Annotated in this window: 12 protein-coding genes; 4 read left to right on the forward strand and 8 right to left on the reverse strand. The window is 66.9% G+C overall.

What is annotated here, in order from left to right; genetic code table 11:
* The first annotated feature begins 42 nt into the window (after positions 1 to 42).
* Both V0Z78_RS15345 and V0Z78_RS15350 read left to right on the forward strand, forming a co-directional pair.
* Positions 43 to 447 carry a DUF2267 domain-containing protein gene (locus tag V0Z78_RS15345; RefSeq protein WP_336345543.1) on the forward strand — a complete coding sequence of 135 codons (405 nt, stop codon included), beginning with the start codon at positions 43 to 45 and terminating at the stop codon, positions 445 to 447.
* Between the two features lie 96 nt (positions 448 to 543).
* A complete protein-coding gene (locus V0Z78_RS15350; RefSeq protein WP_336345544.1) occupies positions 544 to 1,539 on the forward strand; it encodes a DHH family phosphoesterase in 996 nt (331 codons plus the stop codon).
* A 95-nt stretch (positions 1,540 to 1,634) separates the two neighbouring features.
* On the opposite strand, the gene V0Z78_RS15355 is transcribed toward V0Z78_RS15350, so the two are convergent.
* The 5 genes from V0Z78_RS15355 to proS form a co-directional block, all read right to left on the reverse strand.
* The gene (locus V0Z78_RS15355; RefSeq protein ID WP_336345545.1) at positions 1,635 to 2,621 is read right to left on the reverse strand and encodes an NAD-dependent epimerase/dehydratase family protein; all 987 of its coding nucleotides are present in this window, start codon (positions 2,619 to 2,621) and stop codon (positions 1,635 to 1,637) included.
* Positions 2,622 to 2,724: 103 nt separating this feature from the next.
* Positions 2,725 to 3,201 carry a peroxiredoxin family protein gene (locus tag V0Z78_RS15360; RefSeq protein WP_336345546.1) on the reverse strand — a complete coding sequence of 159 codons (477 nt, stop codon included), beginning with the start codon at positions 3,199 to 3,201 and terminating at the stop codon, positions 2,725 to 2,727.
* Between the two features lie 93 nt (positions 3,202 to 3,294).
* Complete coding sequence (locus V0Z78_RS15365) at positions 3,295 to 4,251, reverse strand: DMT family transporter (RefSeq protein ID WP_336345547.1); 957 nt, start codon at positions 4,249 to 4,251, stop codon at positions 3,295 to 3,297.
* A gap of 307 nt (positions 4,252 to 4,558) precedes the next feature.
* Entirely contained in the window at positions 4,559 to 9,139 is a 4,581-nt protein-coding gene (gltB, locus tag V0Z78_RS15370) for a glutamate synthase large subunit (RefSeq protein ID WP_336345548.1), read from the reverse strand.
* A gap of 281 nt (positions 9,140 to 9,420) precedes the next feature.
* Entirely contained in the window at positions 9,421 to 10,878 is a 1,458-nt protein-coding gene (gene proS / locus V0Z78_RS15375) for a proline--tRNA ligase (RefSeq protein WP_336345549.1), read from the reverse strand.
* A 90-nt stretch (positions 10,879 to 10,968) separates the two neighbouring features.
* Between proS and V0Z78_RS15380 the strand changes: the two genes are divergently transcribed.
* Both V0Z78_RS15380 and V0Z78_RS15385 read left to right on the forward strand, forming a co-directional pair.
* Entirely contained in the window at positions 10,969 to 12,792 is a 1,824-nt protein-coding gene (locus tag V0Z78_RS15380) for an asparagine synthetase B family protein (protein ID WP_336345550.1), read from the forward strand.
* Between the two features lie 216 nt (positions 12,793 to 13,008).
* On the forward strand, positions 13,009 to 13,227 hold the full coding sequence (locus V0Z78_RS15385; RefSeq protein WP_336345551.1) for a hypothetical protein: 219 nt from the start codon (positions 13,009 to 13,011) through the stop codon (positions 13,225 to 13,227).
* Positions 13,228 to 13,290: 63 nt separating this feature from the next.
* On the opposite strand, the gene V0Z78_RS15390 is transcribed toward V0Z78_RS15385, so the two are convergent.
* From V0Z78_RS15390 to V0Z78_RS15400, 3 genes are all read right to left on the reverse strand, one after another.
* Entirely contained in the window at positions 13,291 to 13,650 is a 360-nt protein-coding gene (locus V0Z78_RS15390; protein WP_336345552.1) for an outer membrane protein assembly factor BamD, read from the reverse strand.
* Entirely contained in the window at positions 13,650 to 15,110 is a 1,461-nt protein-coding gene (locus V0Z78_RS15395; protein WP_336345553.1) for a sodium-dependent transporter, read from the reverse strand. Before V0Z78_RS15395 ends, V0Z78_RS15390 begins: the two co-directional genes overlap by 1 nt.
* A 375-nt stretch (positions 15,111 to 15,485) precedes the next feature.
* The gene (locus tag V0Z78_RS15400) at positions 15,486 to 15,710 is read right to left on the reverse strand and encodes a hypothetical protein (protein WP_336345554.1); all 225 of its coding nucleotides are present in this window, start codon (positions 15,708 to 15,710) and stop codon (positions 15,486 to 15,488) included.
* Between the last annotated feature and the right edge of the window lie 90 nt (positions 15,711 to 15,800).

Consider the following 15,800-nt stretch of genomic DNA (forward strand, 5'->3'; position numbering starts at 1 on the left):
TCAGGCAGCGAGCCGACGGTCCGCGCGGCGCTCGATGCCGGTATGGACGAGTCCGAGTTCTACGATCGAGTGCGGGATCGAGCGTCGTTCGAGAACGAAGGCGAGGCGCTCGCGATCACCCACGCCACGCTCGAGGCGTTCAGCGAGCGGATCAGCGAGGGCCAGGCCCGTGACCTCTCGGCGGAGCTCCCCCGGCCGATCGCAGAGAGCCTGACACATCACCACGGCAACCCCGCGAAGCTCTCGCTCGCGGAGTTCGTAGAGCGGATCCAGGACCACGACGAGGTCGACGCCGACCTCGAGGAGCGAGACGAGCGGATCGCCGCGGTGCTCGGCACGCTGGCCGAGGCGACCGACGAGGAGTTCGATGACCTCCGAGACCAGCTCCCGAGCGAGTTCGAGGAGCTGATCGAGTCCGCGGAAACCGAGCGCGAACTCGAGAGCTAGAACCCGCGTCACCTCGGAGCCGAGGCCCGTTTTTCACGCCGCGTTCATGCCGGTGCCGGCGACAGATACACGGCCGACCGAGTGCTCTGTGTGTCCATGCCTCTGGCGGCCGGATTACTCGACTATCTCGCGGATACCGAATCGCTCGCCATCGTCTGTCACGGAAACCCCGACCCGGACTGCATCGCGAGCGCGCTGGCCCTGGAGACCATCGCGAGCGAGGCCGGAGTCGCGGACGCCCAGATCTTCTACAGCGGCGGGCTCGGCCACCAGCAGAACAGGGCGTTCGTCAACCTGCTCGACATCGACATGGAGACGGTGAGCGCCACCACGCTCGAGGAGTACGAACGCGTCGCGCTGGTCGATCACTCGACGCCTCGGATAGCGTCGTTCGAGGTGGGTCCCAAGGACGTAGACGTCGTCATCGATCGCCATTCGTCGACGGAGACCGTCGACGCCGCGATCGTCGACCGCCGCGAGGAGTACCACGCGACGACGACGATCCTGATCGAGTACCTCCTCGAACTGGGGATCGAGATCGACTCCCGGCTGGCCTCCGCGCTGCTGTTCGCCCTCCATCGGACCTGTCTCGACTTCGTCCGACGCCCCTCGATCCACGAGTATCGGGCCGCGCTCGCCGTCTATCCGCTGGCGGATCTCGAACTGATCGATCACCTCTACGGCGCGGCGTTCACCCATACGACGATGGACGCGATCGGCGAGGCGATCCGGAATCGGGTCGTCCGGGGCTCGACCCTCATCACGAGCGTGAGTCGTGCCTCGGAGGACGGCGCGCTGGCCCAGGCCGCCGATTACCTGCTCGCGCTCGAGGGGATCGACACCGTGCTCGTCTTCGGCAACGCCGACGGCGGCGTCCAGCTCAGCGCGCGATCGATCGATTCTCGCGTGGACATCGTTGACGTCCTCGAACGGGGGTTCGGCGAGTTGGGGGACGTCGAAGGGGACAAGAACAACGCCACCGGGTCGATCGAGATCGGCCTCCTCTCGCTGGTGGAGGATCACGACGCCGTCTTCGACCTCGTCACCAGCCAGGTCCACCGTCGGTTCTTCGATGCACTCCAGGCCGGCTGACGCTCGACCCCCGACGGCCGACCCCGGACGGATCGCGTCGAGTGAGGCTCAACCGTCGAAGCCGTCCGTCACTTCCCTCGTAGACGGTGGCCGGTTCAGAGCGTCTCCAGCACGCCCAGCAGCCGCTCCTCGATCGCGCGGCCGGGGTCGTGTTCGCTCCCGTCGCGATCGCTCTCCTCGTGCTCGGCGACGGTGCGGGCCATCGCCTCCTCGATCGGCGTCGACTCCCAGCCCAACGCGGCGAGCTTCGCCGTCGTCATGACGTGCGGGTAGTCGCGATACAGGGTGAACTCCTCGGCCGAGAGCCCGACGGCGTCGAGTTCACGCTCGCCCACATGGACGATCTCCACGTCGGTTCCGGCCACGTCGGCGATCAGGTCGAGGCCCTCCTCGATCGTGGTCAGCCGTCGATCGCCGACGTTGTACGCCTCCCCGGGGTCGCCGCGTTCGGCGACGATCCGAAGCGCGCTCGCGACGTCCTCGACGTACGCGCGGTGCCAGAGGTGCTGGCCGTCGCCCGGGACGACGACGCGATCGTACTCGAGCACCCTGGCGATCCAGTAGTCGAGCCGTTCGGTGTAGTCGTACGGGCCGTAGACGACGCAGGGCCGGACGCTCATCGCCTCGATGCCTCGGGAGGCGGCCTCGTGCACGGCGCGGTCGCCCTCCGCCTTTCGCGGGCCGTAGGTCGCCGGCGACTCGTCGGTCGCCTGCTCGGGCGAACAGTCGTGCAGCGGCGTCCCGCCCTCGCGTTTGGGCACCTCCTCGCGGCCGTAGGCGCTGCCGCTCGAGACGTAGACGTAGCGGGCGTCCGAGAACGCCTCGGTGGCGACCCGAACCCGTTCGGGATGGTAGGCCACACAGTCGATCACGACGTCCGGATCGACCGAGAGTGCTGCGGCCTCCAGGGCGGTTCGGTCGTCGCGGTCGCCCTCGACGTGCTCGACGTCCTCGACGTCGGAGAAGGGATTTTCGTGGTTGCCGCGGTTGAAGATCGTCACCTCGTAGCCGTGGTTCAGAAACTCCTCGACGGTGTGTCGGCCGATGAAGCGCGTCCCGCCGATAACGAGCGCCGTATCCATATCGACACCACGGGGACGGGAGCTATAGAGCCGGCGGTCCGGCGACGGTTCGCGGGACCGAAATCGGAATCGGGGTCGGAATCGAGGTCGGCGTTCCCTCCGCTCAGAACGGGTCCTCGAAGTCGTTGCGGATGAAGTAGCGGACCCAGTTGCCGTACGTGCGGTCGGTGACGTCGTCGGCGACCTGTTCGTACTGAACGACGCCGTCGGTATCGATGACGTAGACGCCGGAGATCCCGGTGAGGCCGTGGCTGGTCTCCTCGGTGCCGCTGTACTGGTCCGCGACCTCGCCGTCGGGATCCGCGAGCAGCTGGAGGTCGAGGTCGTAGCGGTCGCGCATCTCGGTGACCCGGTCGAGCGGGTCGACGACGACCGGGAGGACGTCGACCTTGTCGTTGAACCAGAGGTCGTAGGAGACCTCGCTGAACGTCTGGAGCTGTTCGGCACAGAAGCTACACCAGTGGCCGCGGTTGACGACCACGACCGCCGGGCCCTCCTCCAGTCTGTCGGAGAGCGTGATCGGTTCGCCGGCAGTGCTCTCGAGCGTGAAGTCTGGCGCCTGCTCGCCTTCGAGTGACATTACGTTCGGACGGACGGTACGACGCCGTTTAGACCCCCGTCGGATCGGCACGGCGCTCGCAAACCCGATGATCGTTCGGGGGGTTCGAACGGATCAGTGATTCCGGTAGTAGACCTTGCCGCCGACGACCACGGTGTCGGGCGACTGGAACGCGCGGGGGTAGCGGATCCGGTCGACGAGATCCGAGACCTTCCAGCGGAAGGTCCACCATTTGCAGAGGCAGAACCCCAGCGCGATCACGGCGAACCCCATCACGGTGGCCTCGGTGATCGGTTCGCCGAGCAGCGCCCACCCGCTCGCCGCCGCGACGACCGGCACGGCGTAGCTGACGAGGCTGGTCTCGATCGGGCCGACCCGCTCCTGGAGGTCGAAGTAGGCGAGATAGCCGATCGCGCTCGCACAGACCGCCAGGAAGACGATCGCGCCGATCGCCTCCGGGGTCCACCGCGCGGCGCCGATCGACTCTGCAGGGTGTAGCGCGCTCGTGGTGTGGAGGAAGAGCGCGCCGACGATCATCATCCACGCCTGTAGCGGCACCATCGGGAGGGTCGTCCGGACTCGGACCGCGAACACGGCACCGAACGCGAAGCTCATCGCCGATCCCATGAGCAGGGCGATCCCGTAGAGCTGGTCTCCCCCGCTCAGGTCGCCACCCGGCTGGGCGACGATCGCCACGCCGAGCAGGCCGAGACCGACGCCGAGGACGCCGAGCGGCCCGAGGCGCTCGTCGGGCAGCAGCGCGATCGCGAACACCGGCGTCACCACCGGCGTGAGGCTCAACACGATCGCGGCGACGCCGCCCGTGACGTACTGCTGGCCGGTAAAGAGCAGCGCGAAGTGTCCACCGATCAGGAGCACGCCTCCTATCAGAATCAACAGCCAGTCCTGGTACGTCGTCGGCCGCCAGCGGTAGCCGGCGACGACGACGTAGCCGAACAACAGGACGGCTGCGATGTCGTAGCGCAGCGCCGCGAACAGCAGCGGCGGAAGCGATTCCAGACCGACGTTGATCGCGGGAAACGACGTTCCCCACACCAACGCGACCACCATGAACAACCCAACGTTACGGAACTTCGATATGTCTGCATTTATCATTTCGTGTAGTCGTCAATCCTCAGTATATCGGACGTAGATGGCCTGTACTCATGAATCTTCTCGAAGAAGCGTTACCGTATCACACGCCCGCATACGGCGATCTAGTCAGGATCTATATAGTAATCTTTCACGCGGATCTCGTCGTTCGACGAGCGGCTACTCGGCGCCGCGAACGCTGTCGATGACGGCGTCTCCCTTGGGAGGGGTCGGCGAGTCAGAAGAGCCCGCGGTCGTCGACGACGCGGTCGCGAGCGACCGGCGTTCAGTCCGCGCTCGCGCCGTGGGTCGTGACCGCGTCGGCCGCGTCCGCGGGGGCGGGCGGGAAGTCCCGGACGTCCTCCGCGTCCTGCTCGGTGATGACTTCGTGGTAGGCGTCGGGCATCACCTTCACGAACTGCCCGACGTACTCCTCCCAGTTCTCGAGGAGTTCGCGGGCGCGCTCGCTGTCGGTGTAGGCGGCGTGGTTCTCGACCAGCCGCCGGAGCATGCGCTCGTCGCGCTCCTCGAGTTCGTGCGAGAGCGTCACCATTCCCGTGTTCGTGCGCTCCTCGAAGTCGCCCGGCTCGTCGAGCACGTAGGCCACGCCGCCGCTCATGCCGGCGGCGAAGTTCTTGCCCGTCTCGCCGAGCACGGCGACGACGCCGCCGGTCATGTACTCACAGCCGTGGTCGCCGATCCCCTCGACGACCGCCTTGACGCCCGAGTTCCGGACGCCGAAGCGCTCGCCTGCCTGGCCGTTGACGTAGAGCTCGCCGTCGGTCGCGCCGTAGAGCGCGACGTTGCCGATCGCGATGTTCTCCTCGGGGACGTAGCCCGCGTTCTCGGGCGTGTCGATCACGAGCTTCCCGCCCGAGAGCCCCTTGCCGACGTAGTCGTTCGCGGTGCCGGTGAGGTGCATCGAGACGCCGGGCGCCAGGAAGGCCCCGAAGCTCTGACCCGCGGTCCCCCGCAGGCCCACCCTGATGGTGTCGTCCTCGAGTCCCTCGCCGCCGTAGTTCCTGGAAACGCGGTTCGAGAGCATCGCGCCCACGGTGCGATCCACGTTCCGGATCTCGTGCTCGACAGCGACCGGCTCGGCGTCCTCGAGGGCGGGTGCGGCCGCCTCGATCAGCTCGCGATCCAGCTGTTCGTCGATCTCGTGGGTCTGCTCGCGCGTCTTCGTTCGGTCGTCGTCACCCGCGGGTTCGGCGAGCACCGTCGAGAGGTCGAGCTTCCGTGCCTTGGGCTGGCTGACGTCGTCGCGCTGTACGAGGTGCTCCGGCCGTCCGACCATCTTCTCGACGGTCTCGTAGCCGAGTTCGGCCATGATCTCGCGGAGCTCCTCGGCGATGAAGGACATGTAGTTGATCACGTGATCGGGCTCGCCGGGGAAGCGCTCGCGAAGGTTCATGGCCTGGGTGGCGACGCCGACGGGGCAGGTGTTGTTGTGACACTGCCGGGCCATCACGCAGCCCGAGGTCACCAGCGAGGCGGTGCCGAAGATGTACTCCTCTGCGCCCAACAGCGCGGCGACCGCGACGTCCCGGCCCGTCTTCATGCCGCCGTCGGCCGAGACGCGGATGCGCGATCGGAGGTCGGTCGCGCGGAGCATCTGGTTGGCCTCCGCGAGCCCGAGCTCCCAGGGCAGGCCCGCGTGTTTGATCGACGTCCGCGGCGAGGCGCCGGTACCGCCCGAGTGGCCCGAGATGTGGACGACGTCGGCGTTGGCCTTCGCGACGCCGGCGGCGATGGTGCCGATGCCCGCCTCCGAGACGAGCTTGACGTTGATGTCGGCCTCCTCGTTCGCGGACTTCAGGTCGTGGATCAGCTGTTTGAGGTCCTCGATGCTGTAGATGTCGTGCAGCGGCGGCGGCGAGATGAGCCCGACGCCGGGGGTGGCGTAGCGGACGTGGGCGATCATCTCGTTCACCTTCGAGCCGGGGAGGTGACCGCCCTCGCCGGGTTTACTCCCTTGAGCCATCTTGATCTGGAGCTCGTCGGCCGAGGAGAGGTACTCGCTGGTGACGCCGAAGCGCCCGCTCGCGACCTGCTTTACGTTACACTCCTTCTCGGTGCCGAAGCGTTCCGGAGGCTCGCCGCCCTCGCCCGAGTTGGACTTCCCGCCGATGCGGTTCATCGCGATCGAGTTGTTCTCGTGCGCTTCGGGGGAGAGACTCCCCAGGGACATCGCCGCCGTCGAGAACCGCTTTACGATCTCCTCGGCGGGCTCGACCTGCTCCTTCGGGATCGGCTCGCGGTCACTCTCGAACTCGAGCAGGCCACGCAGCGTCTGGAGCTCCTCGTGCTGGTCGTTGATCATCGAGGCGAACTCCTCGTACATCTCGTAGTCGCCGTTACGGACGGCCTGCTGGAGCTTGCCGACGGTCTTGGGGTTCCACTGGTGTTTGATTCCGCCCGAGCGGTGTTCGAACTCGCCCTGGCGCTCGATCTGCGGGTCGTCGCCGAAGCCGACCGCGTGGCGTGCGAGCAGGTCCTCCTCGATCTCGTCGATGCCGATTCCCTCCGTCTTGGCGTCGGTGCCCTCGAAGTACTCGGCGACGAAGTCGGAGTCGAGGCCGACGGCCTCGAAGATCTGGGCGCCCTGGTAGCTCTCGACGGTGGAGATGCCCATCTTCGCCATCACCTTCAGCAGGCCGTCCTCGAGCGCGCCGATGTAGCCCGCGATCGCGGCCTCCTCGTTCGCCCCGTCGGACCCCGACACGAGGTCCGCGATCGTCTGATAGGCCAGATAGGGGTTGACCGCGCCCGCGCCGTAGCCCACCAGCGTCGAGAGCTGGTGGACGGTTCGGGGGTCGGCCGACTCGACGACGAGCCCGGCGTGGTTGCGAAGCCCGTTGCGGACGAGGTGGTGGTGAACCGCGCCGGTCGCGAGCAGGCTCGGAATCGCGACCCGATCGGGTCCGGTCGCTCGATCGGAGAGCACGATGATCGCGGCGCCGCCCTCGATCGCCTCGACCGCGTGCTCGCGCACCTCCTCGACCGCGCTCTCGAGGTCGCCCTCCGGGTCGTAGGTGACGTCGATCGTCTCGCTCGTGAGACCGGCGCGGTCGAGATCCTTGATCGCCGCCGTCTGCTGGTCGGAGAGGATCGGCGAGTCGAGCACGAGCTGGCGGGCGTGTTCGGGCGACTCGTCGAGCAGGTTGGGCTGGTGGCCGAGCCGGCTCTCCATCGAGGTCACCAGCTCCTCGCGGATGTAGTCGAGCGGCGGGTTGGTAACCTGTGCGAACAGCTGCTTGAAGTAAGAGAACAGCGGGCGGTTGAAGTCCGAGAGGACGGAGAGCGGGGTGTCGTCGCCCATCGACCCCACGGGGTCCTTGCCCTTCTTCGCCATCGGCTCGAGCAGGTTGTCGAGCTCGTCGTGGGTGTAGCCGTAGGCGGCCTGCAGGCTCCGCAGGTCGCCGTCGAGCGCCGAGAGCGAGAGGTCGTCGGGCCGGGGCTGCTCGTCGGTCGAGCCCTGATCGGCGAGGTCGTCGGCGAGATCGTCGATGTCCACCTGCTCGCTCTCGACCCACTCGGCGTACGTCTCGTCCGTGAGCGAGTCGAACACCTCGGCGTCAGGGATCACTCGTCCCTCCTCGGGGTCGGCGAGGAACAGCTGGCCGGGCTGGAGGCGGCCGCGCTCCTCGATCTCCTCGGGGTCGGGATCGAGCGCGCCGGCCTCGCTCGCCATGATCAGCGTGTTGTCGGTCGTGACGTCGTACCGGCAGGGTCGAAAGCCGTTCCGGTCGAGCACCGCGCCGACGCGGTCGCCGTCGGTCGCGGCCACGAGCGCCGGGCCGTCCCACGGCTCGGTGAGGTTGGCGTGGAAGTCGTACCACGCCTGCCTGTCGGGGTCGAGGTCGTTGGCCTCGTCGCGCCAGGCCTCGGGGATCAGCATGCGAAGCGCGTGGGGCAGGTCGCGTCCGCCCTGCATCAGCAGCTCGAGCGCGTTGTCGACGCTCGCGGTGTCGCTCTGGTCGGGGTCGTCGATGATCGGCTTGATCGTCTCGGTGTCGAGCTTCGAGTGGGAGATGTCGGTCTCGCGGGCGCGCATCCAGTTGATGTTGCCCTTGATCGTGTTGATCTCGCCGTTGTGGATGATCCCTCTGAACGGGTGGGCGAGGTGCCACGCGCCCAGTGTGTTCGTCGAGAAGCGCTCGTGGACCATCACGAACGTCGAGCGGACGCGCTCGTCGACCAGGTCGGGGTAGTAGTTCGGCAGCTGGCTCCCCTTCAGCAGCCCCTTGTAGACGAGCGTCTTGCGGTCGAGCGAGCAGACGTAGAACCGCTCCCAGTCGTCGCGCTCCTCGTCGGTGTCCGCCGTCGAACGTTCCTGTACGCGGTTCTCGACCGCCCGACGGCCGACGTAGAGCGCCCGGTCGAACTCCTCGGTCGAGAGGCCGTCGGGGCGGACGAAACACTGGTAGACGTCGGGTTCGGAGTCGAGTGCCGTCTGGCCGATCTCGGAGTTGTCGGTGGGGACGTCGCGCCACGCGAAGACGTCGAGGTCGTGCTCCGCGAGCGTCTCCTCGATCAGCTCCCGAAGCGTCGTGCGTACCTCCTCGTCCCGGGGAAAGTAGATCGAACCGACCGCGTACGTCTCGGGAAGCTCCGCGTCGAGGACCTCCTCGAACAGCTCGTCGGGTCGCTGGAGCAGGATGCCGGCGCCGTCGCCGGTGTTCTCCTCCGCGCCGGTGGTGCCGCGGTGCTCGAGGTTCCGAAGCAGTTCGAGCCCGTCCGCGACGGTCCCGTGGTCCGTGCCGCCGTCGAGATCCATCACGACGCCGACACCGCAGTTCGATCGTTCCTCGGCGGGATCCGCAAGCCCTCGGGGGGTAGTCGTTCCGCTCACGTGGTCGGTCATACACCCATACGCGGACTACGAGCATAAGAGCCTGTTCCTGAAGGACTAAGGGTGTGTTAATGCCATATTATGATCCTTATGTCACTCATGAACAACCGGGATGTATTAACATACGTTCAGCGGTACTCGGACCCGGATAGTGTTGTTATATGTTTTCCCCCCATCCGCCGGACGAACGTCGGCTTCGGTCGGTGGCCTCTCTCTCGGTTCGCTCGTGGATCGGGTAGCGACGGGTTCGAGGGGAAGGGGACGGTCGGGGCGTCGGTCGACGATCGCGCCGGTCAGTAGGACTTCGCGAAGTAGGCGGTCTCGGTAGCCGCCTCGCCACAGACCGCACAGTCGTCCTCGTCGGGTTCGCCGTCGCCCTCGAACGGCACCATCACGATCCCGGCGGCGATCTCGTCCTTGATCGCGGTCTCGCAGCCCTCGTCGCCACACCACGGCGCGCGGACGTACCCGCCGTGCCGGCCGATCGTTCCGAGGAGTTCGGCGCGGTCGCTCGCCTCGCGGACGTTCTCCTCGAGGCGTTCCTCGGCGGCGGCGTAGAGCTTCGCGTAGATCGTCTCGAGGTGTTCGTCGACGCTCTCCGCGATCCCCTCGCGGTCCACGACGCTTTTCTCGCCGTCCGGGCGGTGGACCAGTGTCGCCTCGCCGTCCTCGACCTCGTGGGGGCCGATCTCGACTCTGAGGGGAACGCCATTGAGCTCGTGTTCGTTGAACTTGAAGCCGGGGTTGCGCTCGTCGCGGTCGTCGAACTCGACCCTGAGACCGGCCTCGCGGAGCTCCGCGGTGAGCTCCTCTCCGTACTCGAGCACTTCTTTCCTGTTTTCCTCCTGCCAGATCGGGACGACGACGACCTGCGTGGGGGCCACCGTCGGCGGCAGGACGAGCCCCTGGTCGTCGGAGTGGGTCATGATCAGCGCGCCCAGCGCTCGCCAGGAGAGACCCCACGAGGTAGTGTGGGCGGTCCGTTCCTGCTCGTCCTCGTCGACGTACGTGATGTCGAACGCCCTTGCGAAGTGCTGGCCGAGGTAGTGGCTGGTGCCGCCCTGGACCGACTTGCCGTCGGGCATCAGCGCCTCGACCGTGGTGGTGGTGTCGGCGCCGGGGAACTTGTCGTGTTCGGGCTTTCGACCCCGGAGCACCGGGATGGCCAGGACGTCCTCGTAGACCTTCTCGTACTGCTCGAGGCGGGTCATCGTCTCGTCCCAGGCGTCGGCTTCATCCCTGTGAGCGGTATGGCCCTCCTGCCAGAGGAACTCCTTGGTCCGGAAGAACGGCTTGGTCTCGGTGGCCTCCCACCGGACGACGGAACACCACTGGTTCACCCTCAGGGGTAGGTCGCGGTGACTGCGGACCCACTTGCTCAGGTAGGGGGCGATGATCGACTCGCTGGTCGGTCGGACGGCGAGGCGCTCCTCGAGTTCCTCGTGGCCGCCCTGGGTGACCCACGCCACCTCGGGGTCGAACCCCTCGACGACCTCCTTCTCGCGTTCGAGGTAGCTCTCGGGGATGAACATCGGGAAGTAGGCGTTCTGCACCCCGGTGTCCTTGAACCAGCCGTCGAGGCGGTCCTGGATCGCCTCCCAGAGGGCGTACCCTCGCGGCCGGGTGACGATGAAGCCGCTCATCGGCGCGTAGTCCGCGAGGCCCGCCTTCCTGACGACCTCGGCGTACCACTCGCCGGGGCTGTGCTGTTTCGACTCGGTGATCCCCAGTTCCTGCTCGCCGTCGCTCATCGTAGGGGGGTGGGTGAGGGGGCTACTAAAGGCTGTGCGTCTGGATTTAGTTTCTCGGTAATTAAAGGTAGGTCGTCCCTAGGACCCGCCATGGTCGGTGTCTGTGGCGCGACGGGATCGATAGCGGCCCGTCTCGACGCGCTCGTCGAACCGCTCCGCTGGGGCGAGCACGAGCACGTCGAGACGACGAACGCCGAGCGGCTCGCGATCGCGTCCGCGAGCCGCGGATCCGACGAGCAGCCGGCTCGAACCGGCGACAGCGACGCGCTCTGGTGTTTCGGGGAGGTCTACGGGTTCGGGGACGCCGCCGGCTACGAGTCGCGATACGAAACCGGGCTGACGAGCGGCGCCTACGCCGCCGAACGCTACGCCGAACACGGACTGGGGTTCGCGGCCGGGATGAACGCGACTGCGAGCCAGTTCGTCCACCGTCCCGACCGGGACGAACTCGTCGTGATCACCGACCGGCTCGGCACGCATCCCGTCTACTACGCCGCCGTCGACGGCGGGGTCGTCCTCTCGACGAGTATCCAGTCACTCCCCCGCCACCCGGCCGTCGACGCCGAGGTCGATCGAGAGGGGTTCTACGAGTACCTGGCGTTCAACCGGGTCTCGGGGCTCGAGACGCCGTTCGAGGACGTGAGCACGCTCCCGCCGGGGTCGATCACGACGATCGATCTCGCGACCGGCGAGCGCGAGACCGAACAGTACTGGCGGCTGCGCTACGAGCCGCTCGATCGGTCGTTCTCCTACTTCGTCGACCGGTTCGTCGAACTCCTCCAGCGGGTGCTCGAGGAACGCTCCTCGGATCCACGCCGGTACGGTCTCCTGCTCAGCGGCGGCAGCGACTCGCGACTGCTGCTCGCCGCTGCCGACGTTCCCGTCGCCTACCACCTGGCCGATTGGATGAGCCGCGAGGCGCGCACCGCCGAACGCGCCGCGATGTCGTCGGGGGCGAAGCTCCGTCTGCTGCGGCGGCCCGACGACCACCACGAGCGCATGCTCGAACACGTCCCCTCGCGAATGAACTTCAACGGGCGGTTCGACCAGGCCCACGTCAACGGGTTCGACGGCCGGCTCCGCGAGGAGGTCGACGTGTTGATGACCGGTCTCTACGGCGACTCCTTCTTCAAGGGCGGGCTGGTGCCGAAACGCGTCCTCGATCTGGGGGGCGTGGGGTCGATCACGACGCCGGTCGCCCGGGACCTCGGTTCGGTCGAGGACTACCTCGACGCCCTCGACGGCTCGCTGCCGCCGTACGTCGAACGTCCGCCGTCGATCGACTCGGTCCTCCGGGAACGGATCGAGGAGCGCGACGACGGTTCGATCGTCTTCGGCGGCGTCGAGTACCCCTCGCTGCGCGAACTCGTCCTCTTCAGCGACTACTATCCGCTCTCGAACGACCGCGACTATCACTACTTCGGGCTCACGCAGATGGTCGGTCACTGGGCGCCCTTCCTCGACAACCGGTTCATCGATCTCGCGCGCTCGATGCCGATCCGCTATCACCTCCAGCGCGACGTGATCGACGCGGCGCTGAGCGCGCTCTCGCCCGAACTCGCCTCGCTGCCGAACGCCGGAACCGGCGTGCCGCCCGAGACTCGCTTTCCCCTCAACTACGTCCACAAGTACGGCTCGCTGTTCTGGCGCAAGCACGTCGACGACGAGGAGCTTCCCCGGCCGTACTACTCCCGCGGGCCCTGGCGCGACCGGGGGGTCGTCATCCGCGAGCGCGGGTTCGGCGAGGCGTTCCTCGAGGAACGCGACGACGCGCTCCGCGCGCTTCCGTATCTCGACCGCGAGCGCGCCTGGGAGTGTTACCGCGCCCACATGGCCGGCGAGGACTACACCGCCGAGCTCTGTACGCTGTTCACCGTCCTCGCTGCCCCGGCGTTCGCCGCCGCCGACCGGTAGGACGACCGTGGTACGGACGATCGGGAGTCGTCATTACAAGGGTCCTGCTTCTGCCGACGGGCGGCGAAGGCGCCGGTGGGACGAACGATTGCAGAGTGTGTGCTGCCCTTCCGGGCAGATGCGACGGGACCCGCCCGTCGGCGAAACACCATCCTTTCGCGTGGTCACACGCGGGGCGCATCACAGAGCTCAGACGCGTCCCGCGACGGTGACTCCATGTCGGAAAACTCGGAGAGCACGGACGAGAGTACGGGTGTAGAAGCGATCGAGGGATCCCCGAACGACCGGGCGAAACCGGTTCGACTCGCCCTCCATCACGTCCCGAAACTGGCGGACGAGGGCGTCCACAGGTACGAGCCGGCGTCGAGTCTGATCGAACTGGACGACGCCGATCGGGCGAATCGACTCCTCGAAACGTGGGACGACGCCGATTGATACCGGAACTCGCGGCGAAAACTCGGTGACGATTCGTCGACGAGGGGCTCGTCCGTTCCCGCCCTACGCTCCGGTCGAGGATTCGCGATCGTCGTCGAGCCTCTCCAGGGCAGCGATCTCCTCGTCGCTCCAGTCGTAGAAGCGTCGATCCATCTCCTCGAGCGTCTCGACGCACTCGTTGTATCGCCGGCGCGCGTCGGGGGCGTACGAGTCGTCGGGGTTCTCCTCGATCCACTCGCGCAGGTCCGAGAGCGCCCGCGGGGAGTAGGTGTCGATGCGGTCCTGGTGTTCGAGTAGCTCGACCTTACGGTCCTCCTGGCGGAGCGTGCGCACGAGCGCCCAGATCGCGATCCCCCAGAACGCGAGGATCGTGAAGATCATCGTCGCCCACACCTCGCCAGTGAGCTGTATCGGCGCGAACATCAGTCGTCACCTCCCGCGACGGTTCTCTCCGAGGGCGTTCCGTCGCGTCCCTCCAGGTAGTGCATGACGGCGTAGCTGATGACCGGGAAGCCGATCAGGACGCCCATGCCCGCGATCATCTCGGGCGTGCCGAACTGGTCGTAGGCGTAGTAGCCCATGATGAACAGCATCACGCCGGGGATGACGAACTTCACCACGGCGTTCCACCACCGCCCGATGTAGAGGCCGGCGTTGTTGTTGACCGAGAGCACGCGCAGCCGTTCGGGACCGAGCTTCCAGCCGACGACGCCGATGATACACAGCGTCGCGAGCGGCAGCCCCCAGCTCCCGAAGACGAAGTCGGCGAAGTCGAGGAACTCCGCGGAGAGCGCGCTCGGCAGGCCGAGCACCCAGATCAGCCCGCAGATCGCGAGCACCGTCTGGTTCCGCGAGAGGCGCGTCTCCTCGGAGACGGTGGTGACGGCCACCTCGGTGATCACGAGCCCGGACGAGAAGGCCGCGAGGAAGAAGCCGACGAAGAAGACGATCGCCAGCAGCGCACCGCCGGTGATCTCGGGGAAGATCTGGACGAGCGTGACGAAGGTGAGGCCGGCGCCGGCGTCGGGTTCGAGCCCGAACGCGAAGACGATCGGGAAGATGGCGAACGCCGCCAGGACCCCGACGCTCGCGTCGGCCAGCGCGGTGAAAACGCCGCCGCCGAGGGGCACGTCGTCGTACTCCCGCAGGTAGCTCCCCACGGTGAGGGCGATCCCCCAGCCCAGCCCCGTGGAGAACAGCGCCTGTCCGAGCGCCTCGATCCAGGTCGTGCTGATGAACAGGTAGTTCCAGTCGATGCCGAACGTGAAGGCGAGCCCCTCGGCCGCCCCATCGAGGGTGAGTCCGCGAATCGCGATGATCGCAAGCGAGATCACCAGTGCGGGCACGGCGAAGACGACGACGCGCTCGACGCCCCCGCGGATCCCCAGAAACAGGATCACCGCGGTCGCGACCACCACGACCGTGTGCATCGAGATCGTCAGTGCGGGGTTCGCGAGGAAGGCCTCGAGGAAGGTCCCCGGTTCGAAGCCCGCTCCGGTGAAGGTGAACAGCGCCGAGTGACCCGCGTAGTAGAGCGTCCAGCCGATCAACGGCGCGTAGTACGACATCAGCGCGACGTTGACCAGCACGACCACGACGCCGAGGCCGACGAGCCCGCCCGGTCCGACGACGTCGCGGAACGCCCCGATCACCCCCTTACCGGTGTACCGACCGAGCGCCACCTCGGCCATCAATCCCGGCACCGACAGCATGAACAGCAGGACGAGGAACGCGATGATGAACGCGCCTCCGCCGTTCTGTCCAGCGACGTACGGGAACCGCCAGATGTTCCCCACCCCGACCATCGCCCCCACCATCGCCATCAGGAACCCGAACCGAGTTCCCCACTCCTCTCGTGCGGTCTTGGCCTGTGTCTCCGACATTACTTGTCCACTATGTACGACCCGGCATATAGGGTATAGGTATGACCTACCACGGTCAGTATGACAGGACGGTGATCGATCCACCGTCACGAACGTCGCCGTCTCCGATAGGATCGGGTTCGAGCCGAGCCGGCAGAGCGGTCCGTTCTGCCGGGATTGATGGTGTTCGTACTCCATCGCCGAAGCGGGCGCTTCTCGCCGGTAATCTCGCTGAACCACGAGAGACGATCACGGACGTGTCGTTCTGTCTTGCGACGGAGGAGATGAATCAGACGTCCCCCTCCCGACCGTTATCCAATCGTCGCCATCAGGAATCTACCGTGAACGATATATACTAACGCTAGACCTTCCGGTGGGAACGGATGAGTGCGATAGTTATCCCCTCTCCTCCCGGGATCGATCGCCCCCTGTGATGTATTCGAAGAAGCGAAAGGCCGTCGCGATGAGAAAGACGATGACGACGACGACGGTTCCCAGGAGCCAGAGGTTGTACACGGCGACCAGTACCCTCGGCACGCCGGGTTCGAGGGCCGTCATCGCCACCAGCAACGCGACGGTTCCGAGGACGGCGACGAGGGTCGCCTTTCTGATCGGGCCCATGGTCGCCGTACGCCTTCAGCCGGTTTGAAACCCCGCTACTCGCGGTCGGACGTTGCGTCGGCGGGGATCGTTACGCGCGTTGGACGAACG

Origin of the sequence: Halalkalicoccus sp. CG83 (genome assembly GCF_037081715.1) — an archaeon.
GTDB lineage: Archaea > Halobacteriota > Halobacteria > Halobacteriales > Halalkalicoccaceae > Halalkalicoccus > Halalkalicoccus ordinarius.